The sequence below is a fragment of the Kaistia sp. UC242_56 genome (genome assembly GCF_044452255.1).
GTDB classification, from domain to species: Bacteria; Pseudomonadota; Alphaproteobacteria; order Rhizobiales; family Kaistiaceae; genus Kaistia; species Kaistia defluvii_A.
In genome coordinates, this window is record NZ_JBIOAN010000002.1 from 4,093,078 (window position 1) to 4,109,877 (window position 16,800).

At 65.9% G+C, this 16,800-nt stretch carries 14 protein-coding genes; 3 read left to right on the forward strand and 11 right to left on the reverse strand.

Annotated features, from left to right (window positions below; all coding sequences use genetic code 11):
- Positions 1-49: 49 nt before the first annotated feature.
- The 5 genes from ACHMWQ_RS22010 to ACHMWQ_RS22030 form a co-directional block, all read right to left on the reverse strand.
- Positions 50-1,024 (reverse strand): ABC transporter ATP-binding protein, encoded by a 975-nt coding sequence (locus ACHMWQ_RS22010; protein WP_396309101.1) that lies wholly within the window; start codon positions 1,022-1,024, stop codon positions 50-52.
- Positions 1,021-2,034: an ABC transporter ATP-binding protein gene (locus ACHMWQ_RS22015; protein WP_396309102.1), complete on the reverse strand. Its 1,014-nt coding sequence runs from the start codon at positions 2,032-2,034 to the stop codon at positions 1,021-1,023. The genes ACHMWQ_RS22010 and ACHMWQ_RS22015 overlap by 4 nt, the downstream gene beginning before the upstream one ends.
- Entirely contained in the window at positions 2,035-2,859 is an 825-nt protein-coding gene (locus ACHMWQ_RS22020) for an ABC transporter permease (RefSeq protein WP_396309103.1), read from the reverse strand.
- 17 nt (positions 2,860-2,876) lie between these two features.
- The gene (locus tag ACHMWQ_RS22025; RefSeq protein ID WP_396309104.1) at positions 2,877-3,869 is read right to left on the reverse strand and encodes an ABC transporter permease; all 993 of its coding nucleotides are present in this window, start codon (positions 3,867-3,869) and stop codon (positions 2,877-2,879) included.
- A 67-nt stretch (positions 3,870-3,936) separates the two neighbouring features.
- Positions 3,937-5,529, reverse strand: coding sequence for an ABC transporter substrate-binding protein (locus ACHMWQ_RS22030; protein ID WP_396309105.1), 1,593 nt, complete (start codon positions 5,527-5,529; stop codon positions 3,937-3,939).
- 204 nt (positions 5,530-5,733) lie between these two features.
- Here ACHMWQ_RS22030 and ACHMWQ_RS22035 point away from each other — a divergent pair, with 204 nt between their 5' ends.
- Entirely contained in the window at positions 5,734-5,946 is a 213-nt protein-coding gene (locus tag ACHMWQ_RS22035; protein ID WP_396309106.1) for a hypothetical protein, read from the forward strand.
- Positions 5,947-6,012: 66 nt separating this feature from the next.
- Here ACHMWQ_RS22035 and ACHMWQ_RS22040 read toward each other — a convergent pair whose 3' ends face one another.
- The 6 genes from ACHMWQ_RS22040 to ACHMWQ_RS22065 all read right to left on the reverse strand — a co-directional run bounded on the left by ACHMWQ_RS22040 (position 6,013) and on the right by ACHMWQ_RS22065 (position 14,343).
- Positions 6,013-6,669, reverse strand: coding sequence for a TetR/AcrR family transcriptional regulator (locus tag ACHMWQ_RS22040; protein ID WP_354550964.1), 657 nt, complete (start codon positions 6,667-6,669; stop codon positions 6,013-6,015).
- A gap of 211 nt (positions 6,670-6,880) precedes the next feature.
- Positions 6,881-8,611, reverse strand: a complete 1,731-nt coding sequence (locus ACHMWQ_RS22045; RefSeq protein ID WP_396309107.1) for a GMC family oxidoreductase — start codon at positions 8,609-8,611, stop codon at positions 6,881-6,883.
- 4 nt (positions 8,612-8,615) lie between these two features.
- Positions 8,616-10,040, reverse strand: a complete 1,425-nt coding sequence (locus ACHMWQ_RS22050; RefSeq protein WP_396309108.1) for an NAD-dependent succinate-semialdehyde dehydrogenase — start codon at positions 10,038-10,040, stop codon at positions 8,616-8,618.
- Between the two features lie 149 nt (positions 10,041-10,189).
- Positions 10,190-11,938, reverse strand: a complete 1,749-nt coding sequence (locus ACHMWQ_RS22055) for a SulP family inorganic anion transporter (protein WP_396309109.1) — start codon at positions 11,936-11,938, stop codon at positions 10,190-10,192.
- A 43-nt stretch (positions 11,939-11,981) separates the two neighbouring features.
- Positions 11,982-12,908 carry an MBL fold metallo-hydrolase gene (locus tag ACHMWQ_RS22060; RefSeq protein ID WP_396309110.1) on the reverse strand — a complete coding sequence of 309 codons (927 nt, stop codon included), beginning with the start codon at positions 12,906-12,908 and terminating at the stop codon, positions 11,982-11,984.
- Positions 12,865-14,343, reverse strand: a complete 1,479-nt coding sequence (locus tag ACHMWQ_RS22065) for an aminotransferase class V-fold PLP-dependent enzyme (RefSeq protein WP_396309111.1) — start codon at positions 14,341-14,343, stop codon at positions 12,865-12,867. The genes ACHMWQ_RS22060 and ACHMWQ_RS22065 overlap by 44 nt, the downstream gene beginning before the upstream one ends.
- A 142-nt stretch (positions 14,344-14,485) precedes the next feature.
- On the opposite strand from ACHMWQ_RS22065, the gene ACHMWQ_RS22070 reads away from it, so the two are divergent.
- On the forward strand, positions 14,486-14,962 hold the full coding sequence (locus tag ACHMWQ_RS22070; RefSeq protein WP_396309112.1) for an Lrp/AsnC family transcriptional regulator: 477 nt from the start codon (positions 14,486-14,488) through the stop codon (positions 14,960-14,962).
- A 98-nt stretch (positions 14,963-15,060) separates the two neighbouring features.
- Entirely contained in the window at positions 15,061-16,770 is a 1,710-nt protein-coding gene (locus ACHMWQ_RS22075; RefSeq protein ID WP_396309113.1) for a GMC family oxidoreductase, read from the forward strand.
- Positions 16,771-16,800: the final 30 nt, after the last annotated feature.

Here is a 16,800-nt window from a genome sequence, read left to right on the forward strand (position 1 = left end):
GCAATTCGCTCGTCAGGCTCGGTCATCCCACCGGACGCAAGACCCGCAGTCAGGCATGGGCGGCCGGCGTTGCGGTCCCCGCCCATTCCCTGGCGCGATGACAGGCGACGCGATGGCCGTCGCCAAAGTCCTCGAGCGCCGGAACATCGCGGGCGCAGACCTCGATTGCAAGGGGGCATCTTGTCCGGAACCGGCATCCGCTCGGCGGATGCAGCGGGTTGGGCAATTCGCTGGCGAGCGTCACCATCGGCCCCGTGGCCGCGACCCGCTCGGCATCGCCCGCCGTCTGCATCAGCGCGCGCGTGTAGGGATGCAGCGGCAGCGACCAGACGCCCTCAGCCGGGCCAATCTCGACGATGACGCCGAGATACATGACGGCGATCCGGTGCGAGACATAGCGCACGACTTCGAGGTCATGCGAGATGAACAGGAAGGTTAGTTCCTGTTCTTTCTGCAGGTCGAGCAGCAGGTTGAGCACCTGCGCCTGGACAGAGACGTCGAGCGCCGAGACGGGCTCGTCGCAGATGACGATCTTCGGCTCCAGCGCCATGGCGCGGGCAATGCCGACGCGCTGGCGCTGGCCGCCGGAGAGCTGGTGCGGCAGGCGGTCGTGCATGGCGGCCGAGATGCCGACCCGCTCCAGCAGCGCCTTGGCGCGGGCGGCACGCTCGGCGCGATTGCCGAGCCGATGCACAGACAGCGGCTCCTCGACCAGTTCGCGCACGCTCATGCGGGGGTTGAGCGAGCCATAGGGATCCTGAAACACCATCTGGATATCGCGCGCCTGCGCGCCGCGACGGCTTGGATCGGTGTCGCGGCCATCAATGCGGATGGCGCCGGATTTCGGCGTGTTGAGGCCGACAATGGCGCGGGCGAGGCTCGACTTGCCGCAACCGGATTCGCCGACCAGCCCAAGCGTCTCGCCGGCTTCCAGCTCCAGACTGACGCCGGCGACGGCATGGACGACGCCGCGCCTCGTGCGGTGCTCAACCACCATGGCGTCGATCTGCAGGCGCGGGCTCATGCGTACTGCTCCTGCTGCAGCGGGTGGAAGCAGGCGAACGACCGGGCCGTTCCGGGCTCCGGCGTCAGCGGCGGCACAATCTGCCGGCAATCGGCCTCGGCGCGGACGCAGCGCGGCTCGAAGGCGCAGCCGGGCGGCCGGGCGGAAGGAACCGGCACCGTGCCGGCGATCTCCCGCAGCCGGTGGCCATCGGTGACGAAGCTGCCATGCGGGCGGGCCTGGATCAGGCCTTCGGTATAAGGATGGCGCGGCCGCTCGAACACATCCGCCACCGTGCCGCTTTCGACGACGCGGCCGGAATACATGACCGCGACCCGGTGCGCGACGGATCGGACGACATGCAGATCATGCGTGATGAACAGCATGCCGAGCCCGAGATCGCGTTGCAATTCCTTCAGCAGGTCGAGGATCTGTCCGGAAATGGTGACGTCGAGCGCCGTCGTCGGCTCGTCGGCGAGGATCAGCTTGGGCCGGCCGGCCAGCGCCATGGCGATCATGACGCGCTGGCGCATGCCGCCGGAAAGCCGGTGCGGATATTCGCCGAGCCGGGCGCTGGCTGCCGGAATGCGCACCATGTCGAGCAGTTCGAGCGCCCGCGCGCGGGCATCCGACCGCGAGATCGTCTCGTGCAGGCGGATCGCCTCGACCAACTGGCGCTCGACGGTCAGCACCGGATTGAGCGCCGAAAGCGGGTCCTGGAAGATCATCGCCATGATCGAGCCGCGCACCTTGCGGATGTCCTGCTCGGATGGCGAGGTCAGGTCCTTGCCGGCCAGCGTGATGCGCTTCGCCTCGACGGCCAGCGTCTTTGGCAGGAGCCGCATCAGCGCCAGTGCCGTCAGAGACTTGCCGGCACCGGATTCGCCGACCAGCGCCAGCGTCTCACCGGCGGCGACGGAGAAGCTGACATCCTCGACCGCGCGCACATCGCCGCGCTTGTCCTTGATCAGGATCGAAAGCCCCTCGACATCGAGCAGGCTTTCCCTCGGCACGGAAGCGTTCGGCATCATCTATCGCTTCCTGAAATGGGGGTTGAGCGCATCGTTGATCGCGTCGCCAAGCAGGTTCAGCGCCAGCACGGTCATGACGACGAACAGGCCAGGCAGCACGCAGATGAACCAGGTGCTGCGGATCGAGGGCCGGCCGACATTGATCAGCGTGCCCCAGCTCATGACGTTGGGATCGCCAAGCCCGAGGAAGGAAAGGCCGGCCTCGGTGATGATGGCGGTGGCGACCAGAACGGCGGCGACGACGATGACCGGCGACAGGCTGTTGGGCAGCACCTGGGTCAGGATGATGCGCGGCGTCGACATGCCGATGATCTTGCAGGACTGGACATATTCCGTCTCGCGCACGCGCAGCACCTCGGCGCGCGTCAGCCGCGCCACGGGCGGCCAAGAGACGACGGCAATTGCGATGACGATGTTGGTAACCGAGGGCGACAGGATCGACACCAGCACGATGGCGAACAGGAAGCCCGGAATGGTCTGGAAGGCGTCGGTGATGCGCATCAGCACGGCATCGACGCCGCGGCCGAAATAGCCGGCGATCGAACCGACCGTGATGCCGACCGCGAGCGCGCAGACGGTGGCGACCAGGCCGACGATCAGCGACACGCGCGCCCCGTAGAAGATTGCCGCCAGGATATCCCGCCCGAGCGAATCCGTGCCGAAAGGCAGGCCCGGACGCTGGTCCGGCCACATATAGGGACGCGCCACCAGCGCCCACGGCCCCTTGGGGAAGAAATAGCCGGCCGAAAGCGCCATGCCGACGATCATCAGCAGCAGGAACAGGCCGACGAAACCGGCGGGGGAAAGCAGGACGCGGCGAAGCATGATGATCCCCTTGCGTTTCAGCGACTGACTTCGACGCGCGGGTCAAGCAGCGTGTAGATGAGGTCGATGATCAGATTGACGAGGATGATGACGAAGGAGCAGACGAGCAGCACGCCGAGGATCAGCGGATAGTCGCGCTCGAACACCGAGTCATAGGCAAGGCGGCCGACGCCGGGCAGGCTGAAGATCGTCTCGGTCAGCACCGCGCCGCCGAACAGTTCGGCGATCTGCAGGCCGACCATGGTGACGACCGGCAGCAAGGCATTGCGCAGCGCATGGCCGATGATGACGTGGCTGGTGCCGAGCCCCTTGGCATAGGCGGTGCGGATATAATCCTGATTCAGCACCTGCAGCATCGAGGCGCGGGCGAGGCGCGCATAGATCGCGATGTAGAACAGCGACAGAGACAGGACCGGCAGGATCAGATGCTGCGCGACATCGCCGACCATTTGCAGCGTCGTCATGTCGACGCCGGGCGTGGTCAGCCCGCCGACCGGCAGCAGCTTGAGCTTGACGCTGAAGATGATGACGAGGCCGAGGCCGGTCATGAAGACGGGCGTGGCGTAGAAGATCAGCACCACCATCGAGATGATGACGTCGATCGGGCGGTGGACATGGCGGGCGGCGAAGACGCCGGCCAGCGTGCCGATGAAGACGGCGACGGCGACCGAGCAGACCACCAGCAGGATGGTCGCCGGCAGGCGCTGCAACACCAGCGACAGCACGGTATTCGAGTTTCGGAAGGAATAGCCGAGGTCGCCCTGCAGCACCCCGGTGACGTAATTGAAGAGCTGGACCAGCATTGGCTGGTCGAGGCCGTAGCGCGTGCGCAACGTCGCCATCAGCTCGGCGTCCATGTCGCCGCGCTGGCCGCCGAGAACATCGACCATGTCGCCGGGGACGAGGTGCAACAGCATGAAGCTGCCGATCACGACGATGGTGATGACCACGAGGGACTGGAGCAGCCGCCATCCAAGATAATGCAACAGATGCCGGTTCAAGGCGGTCATGTCTCCGGGTGGCGGGCGGATCGGGAACGGGAGCCGGCGGATAGATCGCCGCCGGCTCCCGTCCAGCTTACTGGGCCGGCGTCAGATAGACGTTGGCGAAGTTGCTGTAGGTGCCGTTGGCATCGATCGTATGGTTCTTGAGCCGCTTGCTGGCAATGGTCACGCTTTCGACCGCGACCAGCGGGAAGACCGGCAGGTCTTCCATGGCGAGCTTCTGGAAGTCGTGATACTCGGCCTTGCGCTTGGCGGGATCCATTTCGGAAGCCGCCGTCTCAAGCAGCTTGTCCATCTCCGGGTTCACATAATGCGAGCCGTTGGAGAAGCCGACGCCGGGCTTGAAGCTCTGCGACCAGAAGGTGCGCTGCGTGCCGATCGTCGGATCCGAGCCGCCCGTCAGCAGATTGACGGTGAACTGGAAGTCGCGATCGGTGTAGACGCGCTTGACGAAACCGGCGAAATCCTGCGCCCGCACCGTCAGGTCGATGCCGACCGCGCGGAAGGCTTCGCGCATATAGGCGGCGATGCTCGCCTGGTGCTCGCCATAGGGCAGCGGATCTACGGTGAGCTTCAGGCGGATGCCGTTGGCGTTCGGCTTGTAACCGGCCTCGTCAAGCAGCGCCTTGGCCTTTTCCGGATCGAAGGCGTATTGCGGCACGCCGCTCGCGTCGAACATCTCGGTCAGCTGCTGGTGCAGCGGCGTCTCGGCCGCCTTGCCATAACCGAAGAAGATGTTCTCGACGATCCAGTCGCGGTCGATCGCATGGGCGATCGCCTGGCGGACGCGCTTGTCCTTCATGACGGGATCATCGAGGTTGAATTCGATCATCTCCATCTCGTTCTGGAACTCGTAGCCCTTGGTCGTGATGTCGAATTCGCCAGTCGCGGAGAGGCGTTCGAGATCGGCCATCGGCACCAGGTTCTGCGGCGCAATCTGGGCTTCGCCGGATTCGATCGCCGAGGCGCGGGTGGCCGGATCGGGGATGAAGCGGAAGATCAGCTTGTCGAGATAGGGCTTGCCCTTGTCCCAGTAGTCCGGGTTGCGCTCGAGCACCAGATTGTCGCCCGGCGCGAACGATACGAACTTGAACGGGCCGGTGCCGATCGGCTTGAGATTGGCCGGGTTGGTGGCGATGTCCGTGCCCTTGTAGAGATGCGCGGGCAGGATCTGCGCCTGCTGCGCGGCCAGGCTCTTCAGCATGCCGGGCGACGGCTTCGAGAGAACGAAGATCGCCGTGTAGGGATCGGGAGTCTCGACGGCGGTGACGTTGCCGAAGATGGTGCGGCCGCGGCCGTGCAGGACCTTCCAGACTTCCATGGTGGTGAAGGCGACGTCCTCGGAGGTGAACTCCTTGCCGTCATGCCACTTCACGCCCTTGCGCAGGTTGATCGTGACGCGCAGGCCGTCATCGCTGACCGAAAAGCCCTCGGCCAGAAGCGGCTTGGGATTGAGGTCGTAGTCATAGGTGAACAGGCTGTCGGAAATCTTCGACGACACCACCTGTTCCGCGCCCGCCGTCGTGATCGCCGACGTCAGGATCTGCGGCGCGGGCGACATCAGGAACGTGACGTTTCCGCCGCGCACCGGCTCTTCCGCCTGCGCGAAGGACGTCAGCGCGCAAAGCGCCGCGCCGAGACCGAGTAGCAACTTAGCTGGACGCATGAATGAACTCCCCTTGATGACTGCATGACGAAACCGAAGCGCGACGACTGCCGTCCCGCCATTCACGACCACCGCGCTGCGCGGCGCCGCTTTTGCCGGTCGGCACCCGGCTGCACGCGCGAGGCCACTCCTTCGGCAAAATAGCAACTGCGTCCGCCCTCCCCGAGGCAAACGCCGCCTAAGTCAGTCCCAGAAGCAAAAAATATGTTTCATACCTTCATTTCAAACGAATGTTTTGTTGCTGGTCAAGCGCTTTTAGCGGGCAGGAAGGATTGCATCCTGACCGAAGACTCCAACGAGGGAGGCATCCGCCCTTCCGCGTCGGAAATCGGGCGCGACGGCGCAGCAACGCTCGCCTTCGCGCCGGTCACGCGGCGACGAAGGGCTCGCAGGATTTGCGGCTCGGACGAGGTCTAGGGTGGTGCTGCAACGGGCCGGGGCGCGGCCTGCCCAATCCCGAGGCGGGCCTTGGCGCGCAGCGGCTCAGGGGCTCGCGAAGGCAGGGGCGCGAAAACCGGCGGCGATGAAGTGGACGAGCTGCCGGATCAGCGTCTCGTTGTCGAGCCGCGCCTGCTTGATCGGCAGATCCGGCAGGTCGCGCGCCGCCGGGTCGAGGTCGCCCAGGATCTGCATGATGGCGCCACGGGCGAAGTCATAGCGCAGGCCGATTTCCTCGCGGGTGAGCTCCGGCAGCGCCCGGCCCAGCGCTTCGACGAACAGGCGATGGATGCTGTCGAACTGGTTGGCGAGAATGGTGTTGGTCAAGGGCTGCGGCAGCGCGCGCACCTGCAGCAGAAGCCGCACGGGCGAGCGGCCGCCATATTCGTCCAGGCTCTGCTCGACCATCGGCCGGACCAGCGCCTCGATCAGGTTTTCGAGCGGGATGGCCGCGTCGCCGTTCAAAGCCACCAGCTTCTCCAGCGAATGCAGGCGGCTCTCGTTGATCGGCCGCAGGCAGGCTTCCAGCACGGTGCGGGTCAGTTCTTCCTTCGAGCGGAAGTAATAGTTCACCGCGGCGACGTTGGCGCCCGCCTCGACGGTGATCTCGCGCAAGGTGGCGGAAGCAATGCCGCGATCGGCGAATACCCGTAGCGCAGCCTTGATGAGCCGCTCCCGCGTGTCCGCTTCCTTGCCTGCCATTGCTGTGCTTTCCGATACGACCAAGGCACCCGTTCTCCCCAATCCGATCCGACCTGCGCACCCGCGCCGACTCGGCGCTCATTGGCGACCTGCGCCGCAGATTACAGGTTAACCTCCACCACGTCCGATTGGCCATCACGCCCGAACACCCGCAGAACGCTAACTGCAGGTTTTGGCCGGCCTTTTCACCATGTTTTGCCGTCGTAACGCATTACCAGGCAGTACGGTGGCCTTCTTTTCGCTCCGCCAGGATCAATGCGCTCATCCGCTCGGCGATCATGATGGTCGGCAAATTTGTGTTGGCGCGCGGCGTGAACGGCATCACCGAGGCATCGACGACGCGCAATCCCTCGACGCCGATCACCTTGCCGGACGGGCCGACCACCGCATCCTCGTCGGTGACGCTGCCCATCCTGCAGGTGCCGGAGGCATGCCAGACGCCATGCGCCTTCTCGCGCACGAAGGCTTCCAGCAGGTCGTCATCCGCCATCATGGCGGCGACCGGCGCGTCCGACGTGACGACGTGCTTCAACAGCAGCCGCCGCATCCAGTCCGGTCCGTCCAGCATCGTCGCCAGGATCTTGGTCATGACGTAGTTCTTGGTGCTGATGACGCCGAGATCGCGGATCCGCTCGGTATAGCTGGTGGGGAACGGATCGTTGGCGACCGACTGCATCGCCGGCGTGTCGTAGAGCCTGGCGATCAGCCGCATGCCGGCTTTCAACCGCTGCACGTCGCGATTGTCGGAGAGCAGCGCGAACTCGACATGCGGCTCGGCATCCGCCGAGGCACTTTCGAGCGTAACGAAACCTCTGGAATGGGCCCGGTTGACCCAGGTCATCAGCGAGCCGACCTGCTGGCCGACCGGATGCCAGCCCGAGGTGGTCATCGCGACCATGTACATGTCCTGCGGATCACCGCCCTCGACGCCGGAGGAATAGCGCAACGCCGTATGGATATGGCGCCGCAGCTTCTTGCCGAGGCGGGCGTCCGGCTTGACGTGCGACGAGATCGAGATCGTCGGATGTTCCTGCAAATTCTGGCCGACGCCGCGCCGGGCCGCGACGACCGGGATGCCGAGACGACGCAGCGTGTCGCCCGGCCCGATGCCGGCGCGCATCAGCAAGGCCGGCGAATGCAGGGCGCCCGCGCAGATGATGGTTTCGCCGGCGACGATCGTCTGCGGGCCCTGCTCCGTTTGCGCCTCGACGCCGGTGATCCGGCCATTCCGCTCGATGAGCTTCTTCACCATGGCGTTCGGGAGGATCGTCAGGTTCTGGCGCTGGCGGACCTTGTTGTCGAGATAGGCGATCGCCGTCGAGACGCGCCGATCGTAGATGTTGGAGATCGCGACCGGGAAGAATCCGTCGCCGAATTCGCCGTTCTGGTCCTGCAACTGCCGGAAACCGGCCGCGCCCCAGGCCTCGACCGCGGCGTGCGAGAATTTCGGCCAGGCGTCGGGAAAGATGCGCCGGATCGGCAGCGGGCCGGTCTGGCCGTGCAGATCGCCGGCATAGTCGAGATCGCGCTCCGCCTTCTTGAAGAAGGGCAGCACGCCTTCCCAGTCCCAGCCCGTCGCGCCGACCCGCGCCCAGTCGTCATAGTCGTCCGGGGTGCCGCGGTTGGCCTGCATGTCGTTGAGGCTGGAGCCGCCGCCCATCAGTCGCGCCTGCTCGTAGCGCCGAGGCACCGCCTTGCCGGGATTGTTGTGCGGCACCGGCTGGAGATGGACGCGCAATTCCGGCCAGACATTCTTGGCGTTGAAATAGGCGACGCGCGGATAGCTGTCGAGAATGGCGGGCTCGACCCGATCGGGCGGCGTATCGCGGCCCGCTTCCAGCAGGATCACGCGATACTTGCCGTCCTCCGACAGGCGGCTCGCCATGACGCAGCCGGCCGAACCGCCGCCGACGACGACGAAATCGCAGGTCAGCTCCGGCATGGCCTCAGCCTTCGTTCACGAACTTGGTGACGAGATAGGAATCGAGCCCCTCAATGCCGCCTTCGACGCCATAGCCGCTATCCTTGACGCCACCGAACGGCGTTTCCGCGCTGCTGGCGACGAAGGTGTTGATCCCAACGACGCCGACCTTCAGATCGCGGGCGATGCGGCGGGAATAGGCGGTCGAATGGGTGAGCGCATAGCCGGCAAGCCCGAACGGCACGGCATTGGCGGCCGCGATCGCTTCGTCGAGATCGGCGAAGGGGGTGATCGTCGCCAGGGGGCCGAACGGCTCCTCGCTCATCACCTTGGCATGGGCCGGCACGTCGGCAAGCACGGTCGGCTCGAAGAAATTGCCCGGCCGGTCGATGCGCTTGCCGCCGGCGACCAGGCGGGCCCCGCAGGAAACCGCCTCGGCCGTCAGCCGCTCGACCGCGTCGACGCGGCGCGCATTGGTGAGCGGCCCCATCACGGTCGCCGGATCGAGGCCGTCTCCGACCTGCACGGTCTTGGCGAGGCGGGCGAACTCGGCGACGAAGGCCTCATAGATCGACTGATGCACGAAGAAGCGCGTCGCCGAGGTGCAGACCTGGCCGGCATTGCGGAACTTCGCGGTCGCGGAACGGGCGGCGGCCCAAGCCGGATCGACATCGTCCATGACCAGGACCGGCGCATGGCCGCCCAGTTCCATCGTCAGGCGCTTCAGGCCGGGCGCGGCAAGCCGCGCGAGTTCGCGGCCGACAGCCGTCGAGCCGGTGAACGACACCTTGGCGACCTTGGGCGACGCCATGATCTGGGTCGAGATATCAGCCGGACGTCCCAGGACGACATTGAGCGCGCCCGCCGGAAGGCCGGCGTCATGCAGGCACTGCGCAATCGCGAGCGGCGCGGACGGGGTTTCCTCGGCCGGCTTGAGCACGACGGTGCAGCCGGCGGCAAGCGCGGCGGCGACCTTCTTGCCGGAGGTCATGGCCGGGAAGTTCCAGGGCGACATCGCCGCCACCACGCCGACCGGCTCCTTGAGCACCACCATGCGGCCATCCTGCGGACCCGGGATGATACGGCCATAGGCGCGGCGTGCTTCATCGGCGAACCAGTCGAACACCTCGGCGGTGGCGAGGATCTCGCCCCGCGCTTCCGCCAGCGGCTTGCCGTTCTCCAGCGTCAGTCCGGTGGCGATGTCGTCGGCCCGCAGCCGGATCAGATCGGCCGCACGGCGCAGCACGCGGGCGCGCTCGACCGGCGCCTTGCGGCTCCAGGCCGGAAAGGCTGCGTCCGCTGCCTCGATCGCCGCCGCGACATCCTCGGCCGAGGCGATCGGCAGCGGCGCCAGTTCCTGCCCGGTTGCCGGGTTGACGATGACGTTGGAAGCCGTTTCAAAGGTCGAACGGGCGATCCCGTTGATCAGCAGGGTCGGTGCAGCGTACATGGGGCGCGCCTTGGCTAGATCCTAATCAATCATTTAAAACATTTATTTGAATGCGCGCTCAAGTGAAAACGCGCCTTGCCCCGACGGCGGTCATCAATATCAAAACCAACGTTTGGCAAGCCGCCGTGCAACCGGAATAGGATTCTATTTCAGATGCCGTCGCCAGGAGACGGCACTAGGGCCGGCGCGGTCAGCGTCCGGATCGCCTCGATCTGGCTCAGGAACACCCGTCCCGACAGCTTGGCGAGAAAATCGGATCGGCGCAGCCGGTCCATCACCGGCCCCTTCACTTCCGACAAATGAAACTGGATTCCCGCGTCCTGCAGGCGGCTGTTGATCTCGAACAGGCTGTCGAGCGCGCTGGAATCGATCGTGTTGACGGCCGGGCACATCAGGATCAGGTGCCGCACCTTCGGCCGCTCCGCCACCAGCCGCAACACGCTGTCTTCGAGGAAGCCGCAATTGCCGAAATAGAGGCTTTCATCGACGCGCAGGCCGAGCACGGCCTCGTCGGTCAGAACGGCATGGCGCTCGACATTGCGGAAATGCTCGGTCCCCGGCATCTGGCCGACGACAGCCATATGCGGCCGGCTGGTGCGCTGGAGATGCAGGATCAGCGACACGGCCACGCCGGTGACGACGCCGATCTCGACGCCCCAGATCCACGTCACCAGGATCGTCGCTGAGATCGCGACGAAATCCGGCCGCGAATAGGCATAGACGCGCCGGATCGCCGCGATGTCGACCAGCGACAGGACCGCGACGATGATGGTCGCGGCCAGTGTCGCCTGCGGCAGGTGCGCGAGATAGGGCGTCAGGAACAGCGTGACGAGACCGATGCCGATGGCGGTATAGAGCCCGGCCGCGGGCGTTTCGGCGCCGGCGTCGAAATTGACCACCGAGCGGGCAAAGCCGCCCGTGACCGGATAGCCCGAGGAAAAGCCGGAGGCGAGATTGGCGACGCCAAGCCCGATCAGTTCCTGATTGGGCGAGATCCGCTGCCGCCGCTTCGAGGCAAGCGTCTGGGCGATCGAGATCGACTCGACGAAGCCGACGACGCTGAGCAGCAAGGCGGGCCCCGCCAGGCGCGTCACCGTCTCGATCGATAGATCCGGCAGCGCGAACACCGGCAGGCCCTGCGGGATGGCGCCGACCAGCTGCACGCCCTTGGCCTGGAGGTCGAAGGCGACCGCCGCCGCCGTCGTCACGACGATCGCCGCGATCGGCCCGAGCCGCACGATCAGTTCCGCCGCGGCGCGGCCGAGGCCAAGCCGCAGCAGCACGCCCTTCAGTCGTGAGCGCACGAAGATCAGGAAGGCGACGACCCCGACGCCGATCAGGACCGTATAGGGATTGACGAGCGGGAGCGTTCGAAAGAGGCCTGCCAGCATCTCGGGCAAGGTGCTGCCGCCGGCCGGGACACCGAGAACATGCTTGAGCTGGCTGACGGCGATCAGCACGCCTGAGGCGGTGATGAAGCCGGAAATCACCGGACGGCTGAGCAAGCCGGCCAGGAAGCCGAGCCGGAACACGCCCATCAGCACTAGGATGACGCCGGAGAGAAAGGCGAGCGCCACCGCCATGGCGAGGTATTCCGGCGATCCCGGCGCCGCGACCTGGCTGATCGCGGCGGCCGTCATCAGCGAGATGACCGCGACCGGGCCGACCGCCAGCGTCCGGCTGGTGCCGAACAGCATGTAGGCGACCAACGGCAGCATCGACGCATAGAGCCCGACCTGCGGCGGCAGGCCGGCCAGCATCGCATAGGCGAGCGATTGCGGCACCAGCATCACCGTGACGATCACCGCGGCGATCAGGTCATTGGTCAGCGTCGATCGATTGTAGCGGCGGCCCCAGTCGAGAATGGGGAGGCTTCGTTGCAGCAGTCTCGCGATCACGCTTCAGGCCCGTGTTGGAGGAAGGCGTCAGAGATGGGAACGATCAGCCCCAGTCCGGCTCGCCCAGCGCGCCGATCGGGATCTTCAGATAACGTCGGCCATTGGCTTCCGGCTCGGGCAGCCGACCGCCATTCGTATTCACCTGCAAGGCATGCAGGATCAGCTTCGGCATTGGCAAGGTCGCATCGCGCCGGCTGCGCAGCGCCACGAACTCGGCCTCGCTCGCACAGGTGGAAACATGCGTGTTGCGGGCGCGTTGTTCGGCGACCGTGCTCTCCCATGCGGGCTTGCGGCCACCAGGCTGGTAGTCATGCCCGGTGAACAGCCGCGTCTCGTCCGGAAGCGACAGGATCGCCTGGATCGAGCGCCAGAGATCGCTGGCCGAGCCGCCCGGAAAATCCGCCCGCGCGGTGCCGCTGTCCGGCATGAACAGCGTGTCGTGCACGAAAGCCGCGTCGCCCACGACATAGGTGATCGACGCCAGCGTGTGGCCGGGCGAGAACATCACCCGCGCCTCGAGATCGCCGATGCGGAAGTGGTCGCCATGGGCAAACAGCCGATCCCAGGCCGACCCGTCCGCCGGCAGGTCGGTCCGATTGTAGATGTCGTTCCAGATCGTCTGGACGCCCACCACCTTCTCGCCGATCGCGGTCGGCGCCCCCGTACTGCGGTGCAGATAATCGGCGGCCGAAAGATGATCCGCATGCGGATGGGTATCGAGGATCCATTCCAGCGTCAGGCCTTGCGAGGCGATGAAGTCGAGCAGGCGATCGGCATTCCGGCTCGCGACCGAGCCTGACTTCTCGTCGAAGTCGAGGACGGGGTCGATGACGGCGCAGCGCCGCGTCGCCGGGTCGGCCACGACATACTGGATCGAGAACGTCCGGGGATCGAAGAACCCCGTTACCTGCGGTCGACCGGCCAAGTCAGGCCGCCTTGTCGGCAGGACGAAACTTCGCCGTCGCGACATCGACCTGATAAGCGGAAGCAGCAGACGGGTCGCGCGCCAGTTGGTCGACCGAGCGGATCAGGAAATCGGCCTTGGCATCGTCCATCAGGAAACTGAGGTTCAGCCGGACCCAGCCGGGCTTCTCGATTTCCTGGCCGGCGCCGATGCTGGCGCGGATCGCGTTGGAGGCGTCCTCGTCGATGCCGAGAAGGCGATGCGCATAGGGTCCGGCGCAGGCACAGCCGCCGCGCGCCTGGATACCGAAGCAATCGCTCAGCATGCGGGTGAAGAGCTGGTGGTGGACGAAGCCGCCTTCGCCGTTCAGCACGCGCATGGAGAAGATCGGCAGCCGCTCGCCCTTATCGACGCCGAGCAGCTTCAGCCGCGGATTCTGCGACCATACGGCCAACGCCCGGGCGTTCAGCTCCGCGTGGCGGCGATCGATGAAGGCCTGGCCGACCGCATCCTTGACGAGGAAGGCCAGCACGGCGCGGATGTCGCCCACGACGTTCGGCGTTCCCGCCTCTTCCCGCGCGGCGAGATCCTTCACATAATCATGGCCCCAGGGCGAAACGAAAGACACGGTGCCGCCGCCGGGCCAGCTTGGCCGCGTCTGCGTCACGGCGGATTTCCGCACCACGAGAATGCCGGAAGCGCCGGGTCCGCCGGCGAACTTGTGCGGCGACAGCACGATCGCGTCCTTCGCCAGGCCCTCGCCCGGCGCCATGTTCATCGGCATGTAGGGGCCGCCGCCGGCATAGTCCCAGACGGCGAGCGCGCCATACCGCTTCAGCAGCGCCGTCGCCGCATCCGTATCCGTTGTGATGCCGGTGACGTTGGAGGCGGCCGAGAAGGCGCCGATGCGAAGGCTCCGGTCGCCGGTTCGCGCCAGTGTCGCTTCGAGCTCGCCGAGATCCGGGCCGCCTTCGGCCGCCTCGGCGATCTCGATCACCTCGGCGCCGCTCTCGCGCCAGGGCAGGATGTTGGAGTGGTGCTCATAGGGGCCGACGATCACCAGCGGATTTTCGCCACGCTGCGCCGCATCGGCGACGCCGAGCAGGGAGACCAGCCGGTTGATCCCGGCGGTAGCCCCGGAGCCGGTGAAGATGACGGCGCAATCCGCGTCGGCGCCGACCAGGCGGCCGATAGTGGCGCGCCCCTCGCGGCGCATCCGCGTCATCGCGCCACCGCAATAGGACGCCTCGGTATGGCTGTTGGCGTAGAAGGGCAGGACTTCTTCCATGACGAAGCTCTCGACCTGGCGCAGCGCCCGGCCCGAGGCAACGTAATCAGCATAGAGCAAGGGCTTCGGCCCGAAGGGGCCTTCGATCAGCTTCCCCTCGCCGATCAGCCCTTCGCGCAGTTCGCGGACGATATCGGGACTCGCGAGGCCGGCGCGAAAACGCTGCAGCGGCGTGGCATTGACGGTCTCGATCGTGTCGCGGGGAGTATCCATGGCCGTGCGCCTTCTGAAGGAAGAAGCCCGTGGCAGGCCGAGGCCGGAACGGGTCATTCAAACCATCATTTCAACTTCCAAACGCGTAAAATACACCGATCTGATTGACATGAGCGTCCAAAATAGATCACCTGATCGGATCATGAAGCCAAAATTCGATCACATGGACTTGCGGATTCTGCGCGCCCTGCAGAATGATTCATCCCTTTCGCAGCGCGAGCTGGCGGAGACGGTGAACCTGTCGCAGAACGCCTGCTGGCGGCGGCTTCAGGCGATCCAGCAGAGCGGGGTGATCCAGGGCTATTCGGTCCGCCTCAACCGCGCCGCGGTCGATCTCGACGTGGTCGTCTTCGTCATGATCCGCACCCGCCATCATTCCAAGGCGTGGCTCGAAACCTTCCGCCAGCATGTGCAGTCCATGCCGGAAGTGATCGATTTCTACCGGATCGGCGGCGACTACGATTACATGCTGAAGATCGTCACGCACGATCTGGCGAGCTACGACCGCTCCTACCAGCGCCTGATCGAGAAGGTCGAACTGGACACGGTCACCTCCTATTTCGCCATGGAAGCGATCGCCGAACAGCGCCCCTTCCCGATCCGCGATCTCGGCGGATAGCCGGGGCATGCCCCAGGCCGCGCAGTCCGATTGACGATGCCCGATCGTGGATCTAGAAATTAAACAGTTGTTTTAATCAGCGGATTTGCGGGCTTGCCATGTTCTTCGACCATATCATCGTTGGCGGCGGCTCTGCCGGCTGCGTGCTGGCCAACCGGCTTTCGGCCGACCCGAAGCGCCGCGTGCTGCTGATCGAGGCGGGTCCCGACACCCCGCCCGAAGCGGTCCCCGCCACGATCTATGGCGAAGGCTTCCTGCCGGATTATTTCCAGCCCTATCGCTACTGGACCGAGCTGAAGGCCTATACCGGCCCGATCGGCAACAAGTCGCCGGACGGGATCAAGGCCGCGATGCCCGAGCGCCGTTACGAGCAGGCGCGCGTCATGGGCGGCGGCTCCTCGGTCAACGCCCAGGTGCTGATCCGCGGCCTCGCTACCGATTATGACGAGTGGCAGGCGATGGGCGCGGCCGGATGGTCCTGGGACGACTGCCTGCCCTATTTCAAGAAGATCGAGCGCGACCTCGATTTCACGACGCCGCTGAGCGGCACCGAAGGGCGCATCCCGATCCGCCGCACCTTCCCGGAATATTGGAGCCCGTTCGCCCTCGCCTTCCGCGACGTGGTCGGCAAAGCCGGCATTCCCTATCTCGACGACAGCCACCAGCAGGTCGGCGACGCCTGCTTCCCGTTCGGCCGCAACAATGCCTACAACCACCGGGTTTCGGCGGCCGCGGGCTATCTCGACGAGTCGACCCGCCGTCGCCCGAACCTGAAGATCCTCTCCGGAACCGTGGTGCAGGGGCTGACCGCGGAAGGCCGCCGCATCACCGGCGTCACCATCCGCCGCGACGGCAAGGACGAGCGTATCGAAGCCGGCGAGGTCATCCTGTCGGCCGGCGCGCTGCACAGCCCGGCCTTGCTGATGCGCGCCGGCATCGGCCGCGCCGAGCATCTCACCGAGCACAATGTCGCCGTGCTCGCCGACCGGCGCGGCGTCGGCGAGAACCTCCTGGACCACCCGCTGATCGGCTTCGGCGTGCATCTGAAGCCGGAGGGCCAGCTTTCGCGCGCCGCCAAGAACGGCTTCCTGATGCATATGCGCTGGAGCTCGGGTCACCCGCAGACGCCGCGCGTCGACATGAAGCTGACCGTCTCCGGCCGCTTTGCCGCGACGCGGCTGGGCGAGCGCCTCGCTACCGTGAATTTCGGTCCCAACAAGGCCTATTCGAAGGGCATCGTGCGGCTGAACGACGCCTCGCCCCATTCCGAGCCCTTCGTCGCCTTCAACTATCTCTCCGACAATCGGGATCTCGAGCGCTTCATGACCACGGCGCGCCAAGTCGCCGGGTTCCTGACACTGGGCCCGGTGTCGGACTACGTCAGCGCCTTCTGGCCCGGCATCTACGCGGCTTCGCTGCGCAACCTGACCGCGCCGACGGCGATGAACAAGATCATCACCAATGTCGCGGCCGGGTTGCTCGATCTCGGCGGCGCGGCGCGGCAGCTGGTGCTGGGCGCGGCCATCGACAAGCGCTTCCCGCTCGACAAGACCATGGCCGACGAGAAGCTGATGGAAGAATGGATCCGCGCCGGCGTGCAGGGCGACTGGCATCCCTGCGGCACCAACCGCATGGGCCGGGCCGATGATCCGAACGCCGTGGTCGATCCGCATGGCTCGGTCTATGGCGTCGAGGGCTTGCGCGTCGCCGACGCATCGATCATGCCGTCGATCCCGGCCGCCAACATCAACCTGACGACGATGATGATCGCCGAAAAGATCGCCGACGATATCCTGGCCGGGCGCTAAGGGCCGAACGCAGGACCAATTCAGGAGACG

Coding starts and splice junctions, on each gene's coding strand:
- ACHMWQ_RS22010 (WP_396309101.1), bottom strand. CDS start 1,024: ATGAGCCCGCGCCTGCAGATCGACGCCATGGTGGTTGAGCACCGCACG.
- ACHMWQ_RS22015 (WP_396309102.1), bottom strand. CDS start 2,034: ATGATGCCGAACGCTTCCGTGCCGAGGGAAAGCCTGCTCGATGTCGAG.
- ACHMWQ_RS22020 (WP_396309103.1), bottom strand. CDS start 2,859: ATGCTTCGCCGCGTCCTGCTTTCCCCCGCCGGTTTCGTCGGCCTGTTC.
- ACHMWQ_RS22025 (WP_396309104.1), bottom strand. CDS start 3,869: ATGACCGCCTTGAACCGGCATCTGTTGCATTATCTTGGATGGCGGCTG.
- ACHMWQ_RS22030 (WP_396309105.1), bottom strand. CDS start 5,529: ATGCGTCCAGCTAAGTTGCTACTCGGTCTCGGCGCGGCGCTTTGCGCG.
- ACHMWQ_RS22035 (WP_396309106.1), top strand. CDS start 5,734: ATGTTTCATACCTTCATTTCAAACGAATGTTTTGTTGCTGGTCAAGCG.
- ACHMWQ_RS22040 (WP_354550964.1), bottom strand. CDS start 6,669: ATGGCAGGCAAGGAAGCGGACACGCGGGAGCGGCTCATCAAGGCTGCG.
- ACHMWQ_RS22045 (WP_396309107.1), bottom strand. CDS start 8,611: ATGCCGGAGCTGACCTGCGATTTCGTCGTCGTCGGCGGCGGTTCGGCC.
- ACHMWQ_RS22050 (WP_396309108.1), bottom strand. CDS start 10,040: ATGTACGCTGCACCGACCCTGCTGATCAACGGGATCGCCCGTTCGACC.
- ACHMWQ_RS22060 (WP_396309110.1), bottom strand. CDS start 12,908: ATGTCGCGACGGCGAAGTTTCGTCCTGCCGACAAGGCGGCCTGACTTG.
- ACHMWQ_RS22065 (WP_396309111.1), bottom strand. CDS start 14,343: ATGGATACTCCCCGCGACACGATCGAGACCGTCAATGCCACGCCGCTG.
- ACHMWQ_RS22070 (WP_396309112.1), top strand. CDS start 14,486: ATGAAGCCAAAATTCGATCACATGGACTTGCGGATTCTGCGCGCCCTG.
- ACHMWQ_RS22075 (WP_396309113.1), top strand. CDS start 15,061: ATGTTCTTCGACCATATCATCGTTGGCGGCGGCTCTGCCGGCTGCGTG.